General features: G+C 64.8%; 19 protein-coding genes. 17 read left to right on the forward strand and 2 right to left on the reverse strand.

Annotation, left to right across the window (positions count from 1 at the left end; all coding sequences use genetic code 11):
• Window positions 1–106 precede the first annotated feature (106 nt).
• Window positions 107–781 carry a spermidine synthase gene (locus RX327_RS13205; RefSeq protein ID WP_317250505.1) on the forward strand — a complete coding sequence of 225 codons (675 nt, stop codon included), beginning with the start codon at window positions 107–109 and terminating at the stop codon, window positions 779–781.
• Between the two features lie 163 nt (window positions 782–944).
• Here RX327_RS13205 and RX327_RS13210 read toward each other — a convergent pair whose 3' ends face one another.
• Entirely contained in the window at window positions 945–1,409 is a 465-nt protein-coding gene (locus RX327_RS13210) for a nuclear transport factor 2 family protein (RefSeq protein ID WP_050386018.1), read from the reverse strand.
• A 203-nt stretch (window positions 1,410–1,612) separates the two neighbouring features.
• The gene (locus RX327_RS13215; protein WP_317250506.1) at window positions 1,613–2,533 is read right to left on the reverse strand and encodes an alpha/beta hydrolase; all 921 of its coding nucleotides are present in this window, start codon (window positions 2,531–2,533) and stop codon (window positions 1,613–1,615) included.
• Window positions 2,534–2,711: 178 nt separating this feature from the next.
• On the opposite strand from RX327_RS13215, the gene RX327_RS13220 reads away from it, so the two are divergent.
• From RX327_RS13220 to RX327_RS13295, 16 genes are all read left to right on the forward strand, one after another.
• On the forward strand, window positions 2,712–3,095 hold the full coding sequence (locus RX327_RS13220; RefSeq protein WP_317250507.1) for a hypothetical protein: 384 nt from the start codon (window positions 2,712–2,714) through the stop codon (window positions 3,093–3,095).
• Window positions 3,092–4,174 (forward strand): PHA/PHB synthase family protein, encoded by a 1,083-nt coding sequence (locus tag RX327_RS13225; protein ID WP_317250508.1) that lies wholly within the window; start codon window positions 3,092–3,094, stop codon window positions 4,172–4,174. Before RX327_RS13220 ends, RX327_RS13225 begins: the two co-directional genes overlap by 4 nt.
• Window positions 4,175–4,200: 26 nt before the next feature.
• A complete protein-coding gene (locus RX327_RS13230) occupies window positions 4,201–4,797 on the forward strand; it encodes a GNAT family N-acetyltransferase (RefSeq protein ID WP_317250509.1) in 597 nt (198 codons plus the stop codon).
• Between the two features lie 182 nt (window positions 4,798–4,979).
• On the forward strand, window positions 4,980–5,456 hold the full coding sequence (locus tag RX327_RS13235; RefSeq protein WP_317250510.1) for a phasin: 477 nt from the start codon (window positions 4,980–4,982) through the stop codon (window positions 5,454–5,456).
• A 216-nt stretch (window positions 5,457–5,672) separates the two neighbouring features.
• On the forward strand, window positions 5,673–6,956 hold the full coding sequence (locus tag RX327_RS13240; protein WP_317250511.1) for a DUF445 domain-containing protein: 1,284 nt from the start codon (window positions 5,673–5,675) through the stop codon (window positions 6,954–6,956).
• 189 nt (window positions 6,957–7,145) lie between these two features.
• Window positions 7,146–7,916, forward strand: a complete 771-nt coding sequence (locus tag RX327_RS13245) for an alpha/beta hydrolase (RefSeq protein ID WP_317250512.1) — start codon at window positions 7,146–7,148, stop codon at window positions 7,914–7,916.
• A gap of 211 nt (window positions 7,917–8,127) precedes the next feature.
• A complete protein-coding gene (gene paaX, locus RX327_RS13250) occupies window positions 8,128–8,997 on the forward strand; it encodes a phenylacetic acid degradation operon negative regulatory protein PaaX (RefSeq protein WP_317250513.1) in 870 nt (289 codons plus the stop codon).
• A gap of 76 nt (window positions 8,998–9,073) precedes the next feature.
• Window positions 9,074–10,066, forward strand: a complete 993-nt coding sequence (gene paaA / locus RX327_RS13255) for a 1,2-phenylacetyl-CoA epoxidase subunit PaaA (RefSeq protein WP_317250514.1) — start codon at window positions 9,074–9,076, stop codon at window positions 10,064–10,066.
• Window positions 10,067–10,078: 12 nt separating this feature from the next.
• On the forward strand, window positions 10,079–10,366 hold the full coding sequence (gene paaB, locus RX327_RS13260; RefSeq protein WP_317250515.1) for a 1,2-phenylacetyl-CoA epoxidase subunit PaaB: 288 nt from the start codon (window positions 10,079–10,081) through the stop codon (window positions 10,364–10,366).
• Between the two features lie 142 nt (window positions 10,367–10,508).
• Window positions 10,509–11,285, forward strand: a complete 777-nt coding sequence (gene paaC / locus RX327_RS13265; protein WP_317250516.1) for a 1,2-phenylacetyl-CoA epoxidase subunit PaaC — start codon at window positions 10,509–10,511, stop codon at window positions 11,283–11,285.
• The gene (gene paaD, locus RX327_RS13270; protein ID WP_317250517.1) at window positions 11,279–11,782 is read left to right on the forward strand and encodes a 1,2-phenylacetyl-CoA epoxidase subunit PaaD; all 504 of its coding nucleotides are present in this window, start codon (window positions 11,279–11,281) and stop codon (window positions 11,780–11,782) included. The genes paaC and paaD overlap by 7 nt, the downstream gene beginning before the upstream one ends.
• Window positions 11,783–11,784: 2 nt before the next feature.
• The gene (gene paaE, locus RX327_RS13275) at window positions 11,785–12,861 is read left to right on the forward strand and encodes a 1,2-phenylacetyl-CoA epoxidase subunit PaaE (RefSeq protein ID WP_317250518.1); all 1,077 of its coding nucleotides are present in this window, start codon (window positions 11,785–11,787) and stop codon (window positions 12,859–12,861) included.
• Window positions 12,862–13,052: 191 nt separating this feature from the next.
• On the forward strand, window positions 13,053–13,523 hold the full coding sequence (gene paaI / locus RX327_RS13280; protein WP_317250519.1) for a hydroxyphenylacetyl-CoA thioesterase PaaI: 471 nt from the start codon (window positions 13,053–13,055) through the stop codon (window positions 13,521–13,523).
• A 21-nt stretch (window positions 13,524–13,544) separates the two neighbouring features.
• Window positions 13,545–14,876, forward strand: a complete 1,332-nt coding sequence (gene paaK / locus RX327_RS13285) for a phenylacetate--CoA ligase PaaK (RefSeq protein ID WP_317250520.1) — start codon at window positions 13,545–13,547, stop codon at window positions 14,874–14,876.
• 32 nt (window positions 14,877–14,908) lie between these two features.
• Entirely contained in the window at window positions 14,909–16,339 is a 1,431-nt protein-coding gene (iaaH, locus tag RX327_RS13290) for an indoleacetamide hydrolase (RefSeq protein ID WP_317250521.1), read from the forward strand.
• Between the two features lie 103 nt (window positions 16,340–16,442).
• Window positions 16,443–17,480 (forward strand): quinone oxidoreductase family protein, encoded by a 1,038-nt coding sequence (locus RX327_RS13295; protein ID WP_410712158.1) that lies wholly within the window; start codon window positions 16,443–16,445, stop codon window positions 17,478–17,480.
• Window positions 17,481–17,488 lie beyond the last annotated feature (8 nt).

Here is a 17,488-nt window from a genome sequence, read left to right on the forward strand (position 1 = left end):
GGATTTCGCGGAGCCTGTCATCGGGCGCGCGTTCGCGCGACCCGTTGGCTCCATCCGGGCTACGCATGGGTGATTTGGGGGCACCGGCCGTGATACAAGCCGCCGCATGATTCCATGGGAAAAGATCGATACCGCGCGCATTCCCGGCACCGAGGGTGAATTGCGTCTGATGCGGCGAGGCCGCGAATTCTCGATCATGCTCGGCACCAACGAGCTGATGAACAGCCGCCTGTCGGGCTCGGAAGAGGCGTTGGCGACGCTCGCCGCGAAGAAGATCGAGAAGGTCGCACGGCCGCATTTTCTGATCGGTGGCCTCGGCATGGGGTTTACACTGCGCGCGGCGCTCGCTGTGCTCGGAAGCAAGGCGAAGATCGTTGTCGCCGAGCTCGTGCCCGCGGTCGTGGCCTGGGCGCGAGGTCCGATGGCGGAGGTCTTCGGCGACAGTCTGAACGATCCGCGCGTGAGCATCCGGGAGGAGGATGTTGCCAGCGTGATCGAACGCCAACCGCTCAGCTTCGATGCCATCCTGCTCGACGTCGATAACGGGCCTGAAGGTCTCACCCGCAAGGCCAATGACGCGCTGTATGATGTCTCCGGGCTCAAGATCGCACACACGGCTTTGCGGCGCGGCGGCGTGCTCGCCGTCTGGTCGTCCGGTCCGAACGCCAGGTTCCCGAAATCCTTGTCCCGGGCCGGGTTCGCGGTCAACGAAATTGCCGTCCGCGCCACCGGCCGAGGCCGCGGTGTCCGCCATGTGATCTGGATCGCGGTCAAGGACTAAAGCGCGATGAGATTGGGATGAATCGTCATCGCGCTTTAGCTCTTTTTGAGCATGATTCTTCGGAAAACCGCTTCACACTTTTCCGGATCAAGCTCTAGCCGGCATCCCGGCGCGCTCGCCAGCCTGATCATGCCAGTGGCCGAGCACAAGCCATCACGATGCCTCAGAACATCGTGTTGTTGTTGGCGGGATTCTCCGGAACGGGCTGCGCCACGTCCCAGTGCTCGACGATCTTGCCGTCCTCGAGCTTGAAGATGTCGACGATCGCATTGCCGCGGGTGCCGGGCTCGCGCACGGCGTGGACGTGCAGGATCACGTAGTCGCCGTCGACGAATGAGCGCTTGATCTCGCTGTGCGAGTTCGGAAACTTCTCGCGCAGGAAGCCGATGAACTTGCGGAAGCCTTCCGGGCCGTCGGCCGCGCCGGGATTGTGCTGCACATAGCGGTTGCCGACATAGGCGAGCGCCGCGTCAGCGTCCTTCTGGTTCAGCCCCTTCTCGTAGAAGGCGAGCACCGCCTTGCGGTTGGCCTCCTGCTGCGCTTCGTTGGCGGCCGCGATTGCCGATGAAGACGCGAGCGCGAGGAGGAGAGCGGCGACGGCTGTCTGTGGCCGGAGAGGGGTCTTCATCTGGTTGCTCCCGGTGGCTGAGCGCTGGATAGCGCTCTCTACAGCGTCCATGCCGCGCCCGGAAGAACGCACTCCTGGCTCACATGGTTACCGGAAGATACCGGAGCCCCGTTCCGATTGAATCGGGACGGGCTCTCGATTCTGGCTTTGAGGCGTTTTCTTCACGCGAACCGGTATCCACTTCGCTCGAAAACGCTCAGGCCTTACGCCGCCTTCGCCGCCGCGCCATGCGCATGCTTGTCGATGGCGCCGATGATCTCGGGCCAGAACCGCATCGGCAGGGCATGACCCATGCCTTCGATCATCAGCAGCTTGGCATTCGGGATTGACGCCGCCGTGTCCTTGCCGCCTTCGGGATGGACCAGCGGATCGACCGTGCCGTGGATCACCAGCGTCGGCGTCCTCACGCTATGCAGGCGCTCCTTGCGGCTGCCGGAGGCCAGCACGGCACGGAGTTGCCGGCCGACGCCGGCCGGATTGAGCCCGCGCTCATAGGTGCGCCGCGCGCGTTCGGGATCGAGCGCCTCGTCCTCGGGAAACGAGCCGTTGCGCAACACCTTCCAGGTCTGCCCGAAGCGGACGAAATACTCTTCCTTGCTCTTCGGTGGCGGTGCCATCAGCACCGCGGTCGCCTCGCGGGTCGGCCCCGGGATCTTTGGATTGCCCGTGGTCGACATGATCGATGTCAGCGAACGCACGCGGTGCGGAAACGACAGCGCCACCTCCTGTGCGATCATGCCGCCCATGGAGGCGCCGACCAGATGCGCAGTGCGGATGCCGAGCGCATCCATCAGCCCGATCGTGTCCCTCGCCATGTCGGCCAGCTTGTAGGGTGCTGCGACCGGGATCTTCAGGAAGCGGAGCTTGAGCAGTTCGAGCGCGGTCAGCCGCTTGCCGCCGCTCAGGCGGGAGGATTTGCCGATGTCCCTGTTGTCGAAGCGGATGACGCGGAAGCCGCGCGCGGCGAGCTGCTCGCAGAACCCGTCGTCCCAATGGATCATCTGCGCCCCGAGCCCCATGATCAGCAGCAGCGGCTCGGCATTGTCGCTGCCGAAAATCTCGTAGCAGATGTCGATGCCATTGGCGCGGACGATCTGCGGCGGCTGATGGGCGAGCGTGGTCACGGGCGTCCCCTGCTGGTGTCGCGGTCAGGAACCTCTATGCCACGGATTGACGCAGCGCAGAAGAGCCTCGGCGTCGCTGGTCGCGCCGCGCAGTTGACCGATCAGCAGCAACAGTGTCGTATGGCAGAAACAAATGGAAGCGCGGCAAGCGCTCGAAATTGGTGTGGAGGAGCGCCGCATGGCCGACAAGGGCAACAACCCTGCCGTGATCTGGCAGACGATGATTGGCGAGATGGAGAAGGGGTTCAACTCCTTCGGCAACCAGCTCATGAGCTCGCCGGAATTTTCCAAGGTGATGAACCAGGCCGGCGGCGCCGCGGCCGGCGCACAGAAGCAGCTCGGCGAGCTGATGGAGAAATATCTGCTGGCGATGAACCTGCCGAGCCGCGCCCAACTCGTCGGCATGGCCGAGCGCCTGCAGTCGATGGAGAACCAGCTCAACGAGATCAAGACGCTGCTGCAGCAGGTGCACCACAATTCGCTGGCGCCGGACGACGGCCACGGCGCAACGCCGCGGCCACCGCGCACCAAGCAGCCGCCGGCGGAGGGAGGCAGCAAATGAATGCTCCCACCCCCTTTGATTTCGCCTCGATCTCCGAGCGCATCCAGTCCGAGGTGCAGCGCGCGATCCAGCGCAGCATCAAGGGCGTGGAGTATTTCTCGACCTCGGACCCTTCGCTCGGCTCGACACCGAAGGACGTGCTGCATTCGCGCGGAACCATGAGCCTCTACCACTATCGGCCGATGTCGGACGAGATCTACCGCGTGCCGGTGCTGATCGTGATGGCGACGACCAACCGCGGCTATATCCTCGACCTCGTGCCCGGCCAGAGCTTCATCGAGTTCCTGCTGAGGCGCGGCTACGACGTCTATATGCTGGACTGGAGCGCGCCGCGGCCGGAGGAGAAATCGCTGCGCATGGAGGACTATGTCCTCGACTTCATCCCGGACTGCATCCGCCGCGTGCAGGCCGATTCCGGAGAGCAGGACGTCTCCGTCGTCGGCTATTGCTTCGGCGGCGTGCTGTCGCTGCTCTACGGCTCGATCCACAAGGATGGGCCGATGAAGAATTTGATCTGCTTCACCACGCCGATCGACTTCCGCGAGATGAAGTTGTTTTCGAATTTCTCCGATCGCCGCTATTTCGACGTCGATCGTCTGATCGACAGCACCGGCAACATGCCGCCCGAACTGATCCTGCAATCGTTCGACATGTTGCGGCCGGCCGCGCGTGTCGTCAGCCAGATCCAGCTTTGGGAGAACATCTGGAACGACGAGTTCGTCAAGTCCTACCGCATGTTCGACCGCTGGGCGACCGACACGCTGCCGCTGGCGGGCGAGTATTTCCGCGCCATCACCAAGGACCTGATGTGGGACAACAAGCTGTTCAACGACACCATGTCGGTTGGCGGCCGGGCGGCGCGGCTGGACGATATCACGGTGCCGATCCTGCATGCGGTCGCCGAGCACGACCACATCGTGCCGTATGAGGCCGCCAAGCATCTGATCGCCAAGGTCGGCTCGGCGGACAAGGAGGAGGTGATCCTGAAGGGTGGTCACGTCTCTCTCGTCGCGGGCGCCAACGCGGTGAAGCGACTGTGGCCGAAACTGGATTCCTGGCTGGGCAAAAGATCGACCTAAGAAGGGTCGACTTGAGAGAGATCGACATGACCGAACAACGTTCCTATCCGCGCCGCGTCAAGACCGAAGCGGGCGACATCGAGTTTCGCCTGATGATTCGGGACCACGAGGCCGCGGTGCTGGCCTTCGCGCAAAAGCTGCCGACGCATGATCTCTTGTTCTTGCCGCGCAACATCAGCGAGCCGAAGGTCCTGTCGGCATGGGGCAAGGAGATCGAGCGCGGCGCGATCCAGAGCCTGCTCGCGGTGAGAGAGGGCAGGGTGGTCGGTTGCGGCACGCTGGTGCGCGATCCGCATTCCTGGTCGCCGCATGTCGGCGAGATCCGGATGGTGGTCTCGCCCGATGTCCGCGGCAAGGGAGTGGGCAAGGCGCTCTCGCAGGAGACCTTTGCACTTGCGCTCGGCGCCGGCCTGGAGAAGCTCTCGGTCCAGATGACCGTCGACCAGCAGGCGGCGATCGCCCTGTTCGAAAGCCTCGGCTTCAAGGCCGAGGCGCTGCTGCGCGACCATGTCCGGGATGTTGACGGCAAGACCCACGACATCGTCGTGCTCGGTCACAACATCGCGCAGGTCCAGGCCCAGATGGAGGCGTATGGGGTGCCCGACGCGGTCAGTGGTAATTAGAAACCGTTTTCTGCTGGTTCTCTAGGCAATCTGCCGGATCTTCGTGCTGTTCACAGGTTCGTGATATCGCGCTGCAACATCTATGTTGCGATGCATCATGGGATGTGTCATAACACCGTTGCCCCGGGCCAAACCGGACGGGGTGAGCCCATAGCTCAAACCTGAGGATGGAGAGACCCCCAATGACCACCGAAACCAATTCCGTGCTGAACAGCGTCAAGGAAGCCTTCGCGCCCGTCACCGAGGCGTTCACCAAGCTTCAGAACCTGGAAGTTCCGGAAGCCGCCCGTGAGTTCGTGAAGAAGCAGGCCGAGGCCGCCAAGACCCGCGCTGCCGATGCCTATGCCGGCTCGGAGAAGGTGACCAACGTGATCGAGTCCGCTGTTGCCGGTTCGGTGACCGAGGCCGGCAAGATCAGCCGCAACATCCAGCAGGCGATCTACGAGGACGCTGAGGCGTTTTTCTCGGGCATCGACAAGCTGGCGTCGGCAAAATCGATCAGCGAAGCCGTCGAGATCCAGTCGAGCCTGCTCCGTGCCCGCGGCGAAGTGTTCGTCTCGCGTGCAAAGGCCACCACCGAGTATCTCGGCAAGCTCGTCACCGACGGTGCGAAGACCGCGCAGGACAACTTCGCCAAGGTCTACGGCAAGACCGCCTGATCGCGGCCGCGCTGACCAACTGCCCTTTTCGAAGGCCCGCCATTTTGCGGGCCTTCTTTTTTGGCGGTGTCCTTCATAACTCAAGTATCCATCGTCATTCCGGACGACGCGAAGCGGCGATCCAGAATCTCGAGATTCCGGGTTCATGCTTCGCATGCCCCGGAATGACGACGGTGGGGCCATGCTATGCTTCGTTCGTCACCCCTGCGAAACCCCATGACCCTTCCCGCCGCCCTTATTGCAACGCCTGTCGACGTCGAACGCGCGGCCGAGCTGCGGCGCGTCAAGTGGCTGGCGACCGGCGTGCTGGCGGCAACCTTCATCATCTTCATCGCAGCGAAGGCGCTGCTGCCGGTGCATCCGGTGTTCGGTTTCATCGCCGCGTTTGCCGAGGCCGCAACCATCGGTGGTCTCGCCGATTGGTATGCGGTGGTCGCGCTGTTCAAGCGGCCGCTCGGCCTGCCGATCCCGCACACGGCGATCATCCAGAGCAATCAGGCCCGTATCGCCGACAAGCTCGGCGAATTCATCCAGAACAATTTCCTGGAATCCGGGCCGGTCGAGGCCAAGCTGCGCGAGATCGATTTCGGTTCGTTCATCGCCGACTGGCTGCGCGACCGCAAGCGTTCCGAAGATCTCGCCCGCTTCGTGCTGCGGATGCTGCCCGAGGCATTCGCGGCGACCGAGAGCTCGGGGTTGATGCAGTTCATCAGCCGCCGCGTCACGACGCAGGTGCTCTCGATCGACCTCGCGCCGCTCGCGGCCGGCGCGCTGCGCGGCTTCGTGCAGGAGGGCAAGCATGGCGGCCTGCTCGACGACATCCTGCGCGTGCTGCACCAGACGCTGACGCAGCAGGAGACCATGGCCGTGATCCGCGACAAGGTCCGCGCCGAGATGCCGACGCTGCTCAGGCTCTATCGTGCCGACAAGTTCGTGGTGAACCGGATCATCGCCTCCGCCACGAAATTCTTCGAGGAAGTGCGCAACGACCCGCAGCATCCGTTCCGCGGCGAGTTCGACCGCATGCTGCTGTCCTTTGTTGACCGGCTCGGCAGCGACAAGGCGTTCGCCGATCGCATCGATGGTCTCAAGCGCGATTTGATGGCGCGGCCCGAGCTTGCCAATCTCGGGCGCACCATCTGGGCCAACGTCAAGGACTTCATCGAGCGCAGCGCGAGCGGCGAGACGCAGGTGCTGCAGCATCATCTCGCCGGCATGTTCGTCGCGGCCGGCGAGGCGCTCGCCGGCGATGCCGAACTACGCGGCGAGATCAACAAGGGCCTGGTGGCGATCCTGCGCACCGTCGTCGCCGAGCAGAAGAGCGGCGTCTCGAGCTTCATCGCCGACCAGATGAAGAGCTGGGACATGGAGCAGCTGATCTCGCTGATCGAGGTCAATGTCGGCAAGGACCTGCAATACATCCGCTTCAATGGTTCGCTGATCGGCGGTCTCGCCGGTCTCGCGCTCTACACCCTGGAGTACACGCTGCGGCTGCTGTGACCGATTGGGCACGAACGTCACTTTAGTTGTGGCAAGTGTGACCTAGACCGCTTGCACGAAAGTGTCCGGTTCCCTAGCTTTTCAGGACAGATTGTTGCGTTGCGGAACGATTCCGCCGGGTTTGCGTCAATTCTATTGACCCATCCCCGTTGGTCCCATTGCCGGCTGCCTGCCGGAAGAGGAGCTGAAATGTCCGTTGCTGCGCAGACGCTACGCCCGCCGTCCAGGACGCTGATGTTTCTGGAAGGCCGCGCCATTCATGAGCTCGGCGCCTTTCTTGGTGCATTGCCGCTGCTCAGCCTCGCGCCGCGCGGCGATGGGCATCCGGTGCTGGTGCTGCCCGGACTGATCGCCTCCGACATGTCGACCCGGCCGCTGCGCGACTTTCTCAGGAGCAAGGGCTACGCCGTCAGCGGCTGGCGCCAGGGCCGCAATCTCGGGCTCCGCGCCGGCGTGCAGGACGGGATGGTCGATCTGCTGCAGGAGATGAATGAGACGACCGGCCGCAAGGTCTCGGTGGTTGGCTGGAGTCTCGGCGGTCTCTATGCCCGCCAGCTCGCCAAGATGATGCCGGAGCGCGTGCGGCAGGTGATCACGCTCGGCAGTCCCTTCGCCGGCGATCCGCGCTCGACCAACGCCTGGCGCGTCTACGAGATGGCCAGCGGGCGCCGCGCCGATGAGGAGGATTCCCGTTTCGGCGGCTCGCTCGCCAGTCCGCCGCCGGTGCCGACCACCGCTATCTTCAGCCGCACCGACGGTGTCTGCGCCTGGCAAGGCTGTCGCGAGCAGGCCTCGTCGATGACCGAGAGCATCGAGGTGGAGAGCAGCCATTGCGGCATGGGCCATCATCCTGCCGTCGTCTATGCCGTGGCCGAGCGGCTCGCGCAGAAGGAGGGCCAGTGGCTCCCGTTCGATCGCAGCGGCTGGCGCAGCTTCGTTTATCCGGATCCCAATCGCTAGGTCTTGCGAAAGTCTCTCTTCACCTCGCCCCGCTTGCGGGGAGAGGTCGGATTGCGAAGCAATCCGGGTGAGGGGGACTCTCCGCGAGTACGTCTGTCACCTCCCTCGCGGAGGCTCCCCCTCACCCCAACCCTCTCCCCGCAAGCGGGGCGAGGGAGAAGCTAGAGCGGCTACATTGTCGTGAATCGACAAAACGCGCTATGCGTTGGGCATGCCACAGCCGCTTGCCCGCATCATCGACCAGCTCAAGCGCGAGCCCTCGCGCACCGGCTCCATCGTCATCACCGTGTTCGGCGATGCCATCGTGCCGCGCGGCGGCTCGGTGTGGCTGGGGACGCTGCTGGAATTCTTCGAAAGCCTGGATATCGACAGCGGCGTGGTCCGCACCGCGATGTCGCGGCTTGCTGCCGATGGTTGGCTCGAGCGCAACAAGGTCGGGCGAAACAGTTTCTATCGACTGGCCGACAAGGGCAGGCAGACCTTTGAAGCTGCTACGCGCCACATCTACGATCCGCCGCCATCGGACTGGACCGGCCGCTTCGAGCTGCTGCTGATCGGCAATGGCGAGGACCGCGACGCCTCGCGTGAGGCGCTGCGCAATGCCGGCTTCGGCAGTCCGCTGCCGGGCGTCTGGGTCGCGCCGTCGGGCGTGCCGATCCCCGATGAAGCGTCGCGCGCCATCCGTCTCGAAGTCTCGGCGGAGGATGACAGCGGGCGTCGCCTGCTCAGCGCGAGCTGGCCGCTCGATCGCACCGCGGATGCCTATCTGAAATTCATGAAGACGTTCGAGCCGCTGCACGGCTCGATCATCCGCGGCGAGACACTGAGCGACGCCGACGCCTTCACCGCGCGCATTCTCTTGATCCACCATTACCGCCGCGTCGTGCTGCGCGATCCGCTGCTGCCGTATCAGCTGCTGCCGAAGGATTGGCCGGGCAGGGCGGCGCGGAAACTCTGCGGCGAGGTCTATCGCGGGTTGCTTTCGCCGTCGGAACAATGGCTTGACGACCATGCAACCAACGAGGACGGGCCGCTGCCGAAGCCCAACGGGGCAGTGGCGCGCCGTTTCGAGGGCGTCTGAATATATTACAAAAACTTCTTGCATTTGAAAATTTGTGTTATATATTCCCTTCCAACAACACACCGGGAGGTCGGCCATGTACACGCAGGCGCTCAACTCATCCGACGGCGACGATCGCGGCGTCGAGGATGTGGCCCGTGCCAGTCAGTTCCAGGCTCGCATCGATGCCGAGGAACGCATCGAGCCGAACGACTGGATGCCGGCGGCCTATCGCAAGACGCTCACCCGCCAGATCTCCCAGCACGCCCATTCCGAGATCGTCGGCATGCTGCCCGAAGGCAACTGGATCACCCGTGCGCCGACGTTGCGCCGCAAGGCCGCGCTGCTCGCCAAGGTGCAGGACGAGTGCGGCCACGGGCTCTATCTTTACGCGGCGGCCGAGACGCTCGGCACCTCGCGCGAGGAGCTGGTCGACGCGATGCTCGCGGGCAAGGCGAAATATTCCTCGATCTTCAATTATCCGACGCTGACCTGGGCCGACATCGGCACGATCGGCTGGCTGGTCGACGGCGCGGCGATCATGAACCAGATCCCGCTGTGCCGCTGCTCCTTTGGTCCCTATGCGCGCGCGATGATCCGCGTCTGCAAGGAGGAGTCGTTCCATCAGCGCCAGGGCTACGAAATCATGGTGACGCTGTGCCGCGGCTCCGACGAGCAGAAGGCGATGGCGCAGGACGCGCTGAACCGCTGGTGGTGGCCGGTGCTGATGATGTTCGGCCCGCCGGATGGCGCGAGCCAGCACAGCGACACCTCGACCAGGTGGAAGATCAAGCGCTTCTCCAATGACGAGCTGCGCCAGAAGTTCGTCGATGCCACCGTACCGCAGGCGCAATATCTCGGCCTCACCATTCCCGATCCCGGCATGAAGCAGAACGCAAACGGCAATTGGGAGCACAGCCCGATCGACTGGGACGAATTCAAGCAGGTGCTGGCAGGCAACGGCCCCTGCAACCGCGATCGTCTCGCCGCGCGCCGCAAGGCGCATGAGGAGGGCGCCTGGGTGCGCGAGGCCGCGATGGCCTATGCCGAGAAGCGCAGGAGCCGCCAGCTCGCGCAAGCCGCAGAATAAGGGAGCACCGCCATGGCCACGCCGAACACCCCGCTGTGGGAGGTCTTCATTCGCAGCCGCAACGGGCTCGCGCACAAGCATGTGGGATCGCTGCATGCCAGCGACTCGACGATGGCGCTGCAAGCCGCCCGCGACATCTACACCCGCCGCGGCGAGGGCCTGTCGATCTGGGTCGTGCCATCAAGCGCGATCACCGCGAGCGATCCCGCCGAGAAGGGCATGATGTTCGAGCCGGCGGAATCGAAGATCTATCGTCACCCCACATTCTACGAGGTGCCCGAGGAAGTGGGGCATATGTGATTTTCGCTCCCCCTCATGGTGAGGAGCGCGGAGCGCGTCTCGAACCATGAGGCCCGTGCAGTGACAGCGACCGATCCTTCGAGACGCGCCTTCGGCGCTCCTCAGGATGAGGCTCGAGTGTGTTGATGCAGGATATGAGAACATGGGGACCGCCAACATCCAGGTTTCCGAAACGCCGCTGGTGCTCTACACGCTGCGCCGCGCCGACGATGCGCTGATCCTCGGCCACCGGCTGTCGGAATGGTGCGGGCACGCGCCGATGCTGGAAGAGGACATGGCGCTCTCCAACATCGCGCTCGACCTGATCGGCCAGGCGCGCGAGCTCTACAGCTACGCCGCCAAGGTCGAAGGCAAGGACAACGACGAGGACAAGCTCGCGTACTTGCGTGACGTCAGGCAGTACCGCAATCTGCTGCTGGTCGAGCAGCCGAATGGCGACTTTGCGCGCACCATGGTGCGGCAGTTCTTCTACGCGGCATTCGCCGATCTCTACTGGCGCGCGATGATGGCCTCGTCCGATCCGACGCTCGCGGCGATCGCGGCGAAGTCGGAGAAGGAGAGCGCCTATCATGTCAGGCATTCGTCGGAATGGATCGTCCGGCTCGGCGACGGCACCGAGGAGAGCCACCGCCGCGCGCAGGGCGCGATCGACGACCTCTGGGCCTATACCGGCGAGATGTTCGCGGTCGACGACAGCGAGCGCGGCCTGATTGACGCCGGCATTGCGATCGATCCGGCGACGCTAAAGTCGCGCTGGCTGACGACGGTCACCGGTATCATCAACGAGGCGACGCTGTTGTTGCCGAAGAGCGACTGGATGCAGCAGGGCGGCCGTACGGGTCGGCACAGCGAACATCTCGGCCATCTCCTCTCCGAGCTGCAATCGACGCAGCGCACCTTCCCGGGGCTGACATGGTGAGCGTTGCGCTCAGCGATGCCGATCTGCGCCGGCGCGCCTGGAGCGCGGCCGCGCAGGTGGTCGATCCCGAGATCCCGGTGCTGACCATCGCCGATCTCGGCGTGCTGCGCGATGTCGCGGTCCACGACGGGCATGTCGAGGTCGCGATCACGCCGACCTATTCCGGTTGTCCGGCGATGAACATGATCGCGCTGGAAATCGAGCTGGCGCTGGAGCGCGCCGGTTTCCGTCATCCGAAGGTGCGAACCGTGCTGTCGCCGGCGTGGACCACCGACTGGATGAGCGAGGACGGGCGCCGCAAGCTGAAGGAGTATGGTATCGCGCCGCCGCTGCCGGGCTCCTCGCGCCGCGCGCTGTTCGGCGCGCAGGCCGTGGCCTGCCCGCAATGCGGCTCTGAGAACACCGAGCTGCTCTCCGAATTCGGCTCGACCTCCTGCAAGGCGCTGTGGCGCTGCAAGTCCTGCCGCGAACCTTTTGACTATTTCAAGTGTCATTGACCATGTCGACACCACGATTCCACCGCTTGTCCGTCAGCGACCTTCGCCGCGAGGCGTCGGACGCGATTTCGATGACCTTTGCGATCCCCGACGATCTGCAAGGCGACTACCGTTTCACTCCGGGCCAGTATCTGACGCTGCGCACCACGATGGACGGCGAGGAGGTACGCCGCTCCTATTCGATCTGCTCAGGCCCCGACGACGGCGAGATACGCATCGCCGTGAAGAAGGTCGATGGCGGGGCGTTCTCGACCTGGGCGGCGGACGAGTTGAAATGCGGCGATGAGCTCGACGTGATGACGCCGACCGGCCGCTTCGGCGTCGCCCACGCGCCGGGCGAGGCGCGGACCTATGTCGGCTTTGCCGCCGGCTCCGGCATCACGCCGATCCTGGCGATCGTGAAGGGTGTGCTTGCCCGCGAGCCGGACAGCCGCTTCTTCCTGTTCTACGGCAACCGTACCACCGACAACATCATGTTCCTCGAAGCGCTCGAGGAGCTGAAGGATCGCTTCATCGATCGCCTCTCGCTCTTCCACGTCATCTCCGGCGAGGAGCAGGACATCCCGATCCTGCATGGCCGGCTCGACGGCGAGAAGGTGCGGGTGCTGCTGCGCTCGCTGGTGCCGGCGGGGAGCGTCGATCACGTCTTCATCTGCGGCCCTCTTGGCATGAGCGAGGAGATCGAGGCGACCTGCCGCGATCTCGGCATTGCCGAAGAACGTATCCACGTCGAGCGCTTCGTCTCCGAATTCGGCGGCAAGCCGCGGCCGAAGAAAGCCGTTGCGCCTGACGCGCCGCCGAAGGCGATCGCGTCGCTGATCATCGACGGCAAGCGGCGCGACGTGCCGGTCGCAGAGGACGAAGCGATCCTCGATGCTGCACTGCGTGCCGGGGTCGATCTGCCCTTCGCGTGCAAGGGCGGCATGTGCTCGACCTGCCGTGCCAAGCTGGTCGAGGGCGAGGCGCCGATGGACATCAACTATTCGCTGGAACCGTGGGAGTTGAAGGCCGGCTTCGTCCTGACCTGCCAGGCAAAGCCATGCTCCGAGAAGGTCGTGGTCGACTACGACCACGTCTAGGATTGACGTCATTCCGGGGCGCGAAGCGAACCCCAATGTGCAATTGCGCATTGTGGAATCTCGAGCGGGGCTGGTCCTTCGGACCATCCCGGAATGACGGAAGTAGCGTTGACGCCTCGTGCGTCGCGCCCAACACTGACGCTTGACACCAAGAGGCCCTCCGCAACGGGCCCACGCGCAGGGAGTTCGATGTGAACGTGAAGGCCACGCTATCGCCCGAGGACTTGACGCCGGAAGATTTGGCCCGCGCTTGCGCCGACGCGATGTGGAAGGAGGACGACGCCAGCAAGGGCCTCGGCATGGAGCTTGTCGAGATCAAGCCGGGGCAGGCGGTGATGGCGATGATCGTGCGGCCGGACATGGTCAACGGCCAGCGCATCGCCCACGGCGGCTTCATCTTCACCCTCGCCGATTCCGCCTTCGCGTTCGCCTGCAACTCGCACAACGAGCGCGTGGTCGCGGCGCAGGGGCAGATCACCTTCATCAGGCCGGGCAAGCTCGGCGACCGTCTGGTGGCGACCGCGCGCGAGATCTCGCGCAGCGGCCGCTCGGGAATCTACGACGTGAGCGTCACTGCCGGCGACAGCGTGATTGCCGAATTCCGCGGACATTCGCGCGTGATACCGGGCAGCTGGCTGCCCGACACGGACATCAAGGCATAAAGGCTTCAGGGGAAAACGTCGATGGCAACGGCAAAGCTCAAGGTCAAGGACAGTGGTTATCACGCCGAGCTCGATGCGGCCGAGCGCGCCTCGCGCGACGAGATCATGGCGCTGCAGAAGCAGCGGCTGGCCTGGTCGCTGAAGCACGCCTACGACAACGTCGCGCACTATCGCAAGGCCTTCGACAAGGCCGGCGTGCATCCGTCCGACTTTCGTGAGCTGTCCGATCTCGCAAAGTTTCCGTTCACGGTGAAGACCGATCTGCGCGACAACTATCCGTTCGACATGTTCGCCGTGCCGCGCGAAAAGCTGGTGCGCGTGCATGCCTCCTCCGGCACCACGGGCAAGCCGATCGTGGTCGGTTATACCCAGCGCGATATCGATACCTGGTCGGAGGTGATGGGGCGCTCGATCCGTGCCGCCGGCGGGCGCAGCGGCATGATCATCCACAACGCCTATGGCTACGGCCTCTTCACCGGCGGGTTGGGAGTGCACTACGGCGCCGAGAAGCTCGGCTGCACCGTGGTGCCGATCTCCGGCGGCATGACCGAGCGGCAGGTGCAGCTCATCAACGACTTCCGCCCTGACATCATCACGGTGACGCCGAGCTACATGCTGGCGATCCTCGACGAGTTCAAGCGCCAGAAGCTCGACCCGCGCCAGAGCTCGCTCAAGGTCGGCATCTTCGGCGCCGAGCCCTGGACCAATGCGATGCGCGGCGAGATCGAGGACGCCTTCGACATGGACGCGACCGACATCTACGGTCTCTCCGAGGTGATCGGCCCCGGCGTCGCCCAGGAATGCATCGAGACCAAGGACGGCCTGCACATCTGGGAGGACCATTTCTACCCCGAAGTGATCGACCCCGAGACCGGCGCGGTGCTGCCCGACGGAGAGAAGGGCGAGCTGGTGTTCACCTCGCTTACCAAGGAAGCCTTTCCCGTGATCCGCTATCGCACCCGTGACCTGACGCGACTTCTTCCGGGCACGGCGCGGCCCGGCATGCGGCGGATGGAGAAGGTGACCGGCCGCTCGGACGACATGATCATCCTGCGGGGCGTCAACCTGTTTCCGACCCAGATCGAGGAGGTGTTGCTCGCGACCGACTGGTGCGGCGGGCACTTCATCCTGGAACTGACTCGCGAAGGCCGCATGGACGAGCTGACCATTATCGCGGAGGCGCGGCCCGAGAGCTGGGATGGCCAAGGGCTGGTTGTTCACGCCGAGAAGGTCTCCGCCTTCATCAAGAACACGATCGGCATCTCCACCCGCGTCCGCGTCGTTGCGCCCGAGACGCTGGAGCGTTCACTCGGCAAGGCGAAACGTGTTTACGACAAGCGGCCGAAAGAATAGCCTAATCCCTGCAATCCAACAGGGCGCAGGGTATGGCCGACACCAATGAAACGACCGCTGCGGAGATCGTGGCTGATATCCGCGCCGGCAAGGTGACGGCGGTCAGCGTCGTCGAGGCCGCGCTCGATCGTGCGGAGCGGCTCAAGCACCTCAACGCTTTCATCGTGCTGAACCGTGACGGCGGGCTCGCCGCGGCGCGCGAGGTCGATGCCGGGACGCGGACCGGCGCGCTGGCCGGTCTCCCCATCGTCGTGAAGGACAACATCAACACATCAGATCTGCCGACATCGGGCGGCACGCCGGCGCTGCAACACGCGCGGCCTGCGCGCAACGCGCCGTCGCTGCAAAGGCTGCTCGACGCAGGTGCCATCGTGATCGGCAAGACCAATTTGCACGAGCTCGCGTTCGGCATCACCAGCACCAATCTCGCGCCGTTCGCGGGGCCGGTGCGGAATCCATACGACACGAGCCGGATCCCGGGCGGGTCGTCGGGCGGAACGTCTGCGGCGATCGCCGCGCGCATCGCCACCTGCGGCCTCGGCTCGGACACCGGCGGCTCGACCCGCGTGCCCGCGGCGCTGACCGGGACCGTGGGCCTTCGGCCTTCAGTCGGCAATGGCGGCGCCGAGCGGCGTTATCACGACGACAACCAGGTGGTTCCAATCAGCCATACCCGCGACACCGTCGGTCCGATGGGACGCACGGTCGCCGATGTCGCGCTGCTCGATGCCGTGATATCAGGCACGCCGCTCGCAGCGAGCATCCCGCTACGCGGCGTGCGCCTCGGCACTCCCGGCTGTTTCTGGAACGGCCTCGATCGCGATGTCGAGGCCGTCGCTCGCGCAGCCTGCGCCCGGCTCACGGCCGCCGGCGCGGTGCTGGTCGATGTCGATATGCCCGATCTGTTCGAGCAGAACGGCAAGGTGTCCTTCGTGGTCGCGCTGCATGAGCCGATCGCCGATATTCCGGCCTGGCTTGCCGCCTCCGGGATCGAGGGGATCACGCTGTCCGACATCGCGGCCGGCGTCGCCAGTCCCGACGTCGTCGGCGCTTTCGGCGCCATCACGGCGGACGCCTTCGGTGCCGCCTATGATGATGCGATCAAGGTGCAGCGGCCGGCGCTGCAGGCGATCTATGCCGCGTACATCGCGGACAACAGGTTGGACGCCATCCTGTTTCCGACCACGATCGCGCCTGCACCGGTCATCGACGAAAAGAGCGGGTCCGGCGAGATGTCGGTCAATGGCAGCGCGCCGGTGCCGACCTTCGGCACCATGATCCGCAACACCGATCCCGGCAGCAATGCCGGCCTTCCGGGGCTGTCGCTCTATGCCGGCATGACGCCCGATGGCCTGCCGGTTGGGGTCGAACTCGACGGTCCGGTCGGTAGCGATACCAGGCTGCTTGGGCTCGGCCTGTCGATTGAGGCGATCCTGGGCACGGCCCCGCCGCCGAAGCTCTGACACCGCCGACCGCAAACAAGCCCCTTGAATTGATTGGTCAGTCGATTAGTCATGGCCCGAGGCCATCCGGCCGCCACCATCCGCGTGCCTTGCGGCGCGCTCCATGACCGAGACTGGAACGCTGATGCCGCCGGCCCCGCAAGCAAATCGTCTTCCTGTCGACGCCCGCGGCGTCCGCCTGCTGACGAAGGCGGAGAACGCGGCGGCGGTGGCGCCGGTGGTCGAGACCCATGCACTTTCGCGCGGCGACAACAACGTCCTGATCGAGGTGAAAGCCGCGGCCGTCAATCCGTCCGACGTCAAGGCCGCGACCGGGCTGATGCCGTATGCCGTGTTCCCGCGCACCAGTGGTCGCGACTACGCCGGCGTCGTGATCGATGGTCCCGCTGAATTTATCGGACGCGACGTGTTCGGCTCGTCCGGCGATCTCGGCATCCGCCGCGACGGCACCCATGCCAGCCATCTCGTCGTCGAGGCCGACGCCGTGGTCGAGAAGCCCAAGACGGTGTCCTGGGAGGAGGCCGCCGGCATCGGCGTGCCCTTCGTCACCGCGATGGAAGGCTTTCGCCGCGCAGGCGTGCCGAAGAGCGGCGAGACCGTGCTGGTGATGGGCGTCAATGGCAAGGTCGGACAGGCCGCGGTTCAGATCGCGACCTGGCAGGGCGCGCGCGTCATCGGCGTGGTGCGCAGGACGGAAGCTTATGAGGGGCACAGCAACACGCCGGTCGAGGTGATTGACGCCTCTGCCGTTGACGTTGCCACGCGCGTACGCGAATTGACCGGCGGGAAGGGCGCCGACATCGTCTTCAACACCGTCGGCGATCCCTATTTCCAGGCCGCGCACAAATCGCTTGCGTTGCGCGGCCGCCAGATCCTGATCGCCGCGGTCGACCGCATCGTGCAGTTCAACATCCTCGAATTTTATCGCGGCCAGCACACCTATGTCGGCATCGACACGCTCGGCCTGTCGTCGGCCGCCACGGGCGCGGTGCTGCGCGACCTTGATCCGGGCTTTGCGAGCGGACATCTGAAACCGTTCCCGATCAAGGCGAGCGCCGTCTATCCGCTGGAACAGGCCAAGGCGGCGTTTGTTGCCGTGGCAGGCTCGTCGCGCGATCGCGTGATTTTGCGACCGTCATGACGGGATAG

The sequence above is a fragment of the Bradyrhizobium sp. BEA-2-5 genome (genome assembly GCF_032918025.1).
Classification (GTDB): Bacteria; Pseudomonadota; Alphaproteobacteria; order Rhizobiales; family Xanthobacteraceae; genus Bradyrhizobium; species Bradyrhizobium pachyrhizi.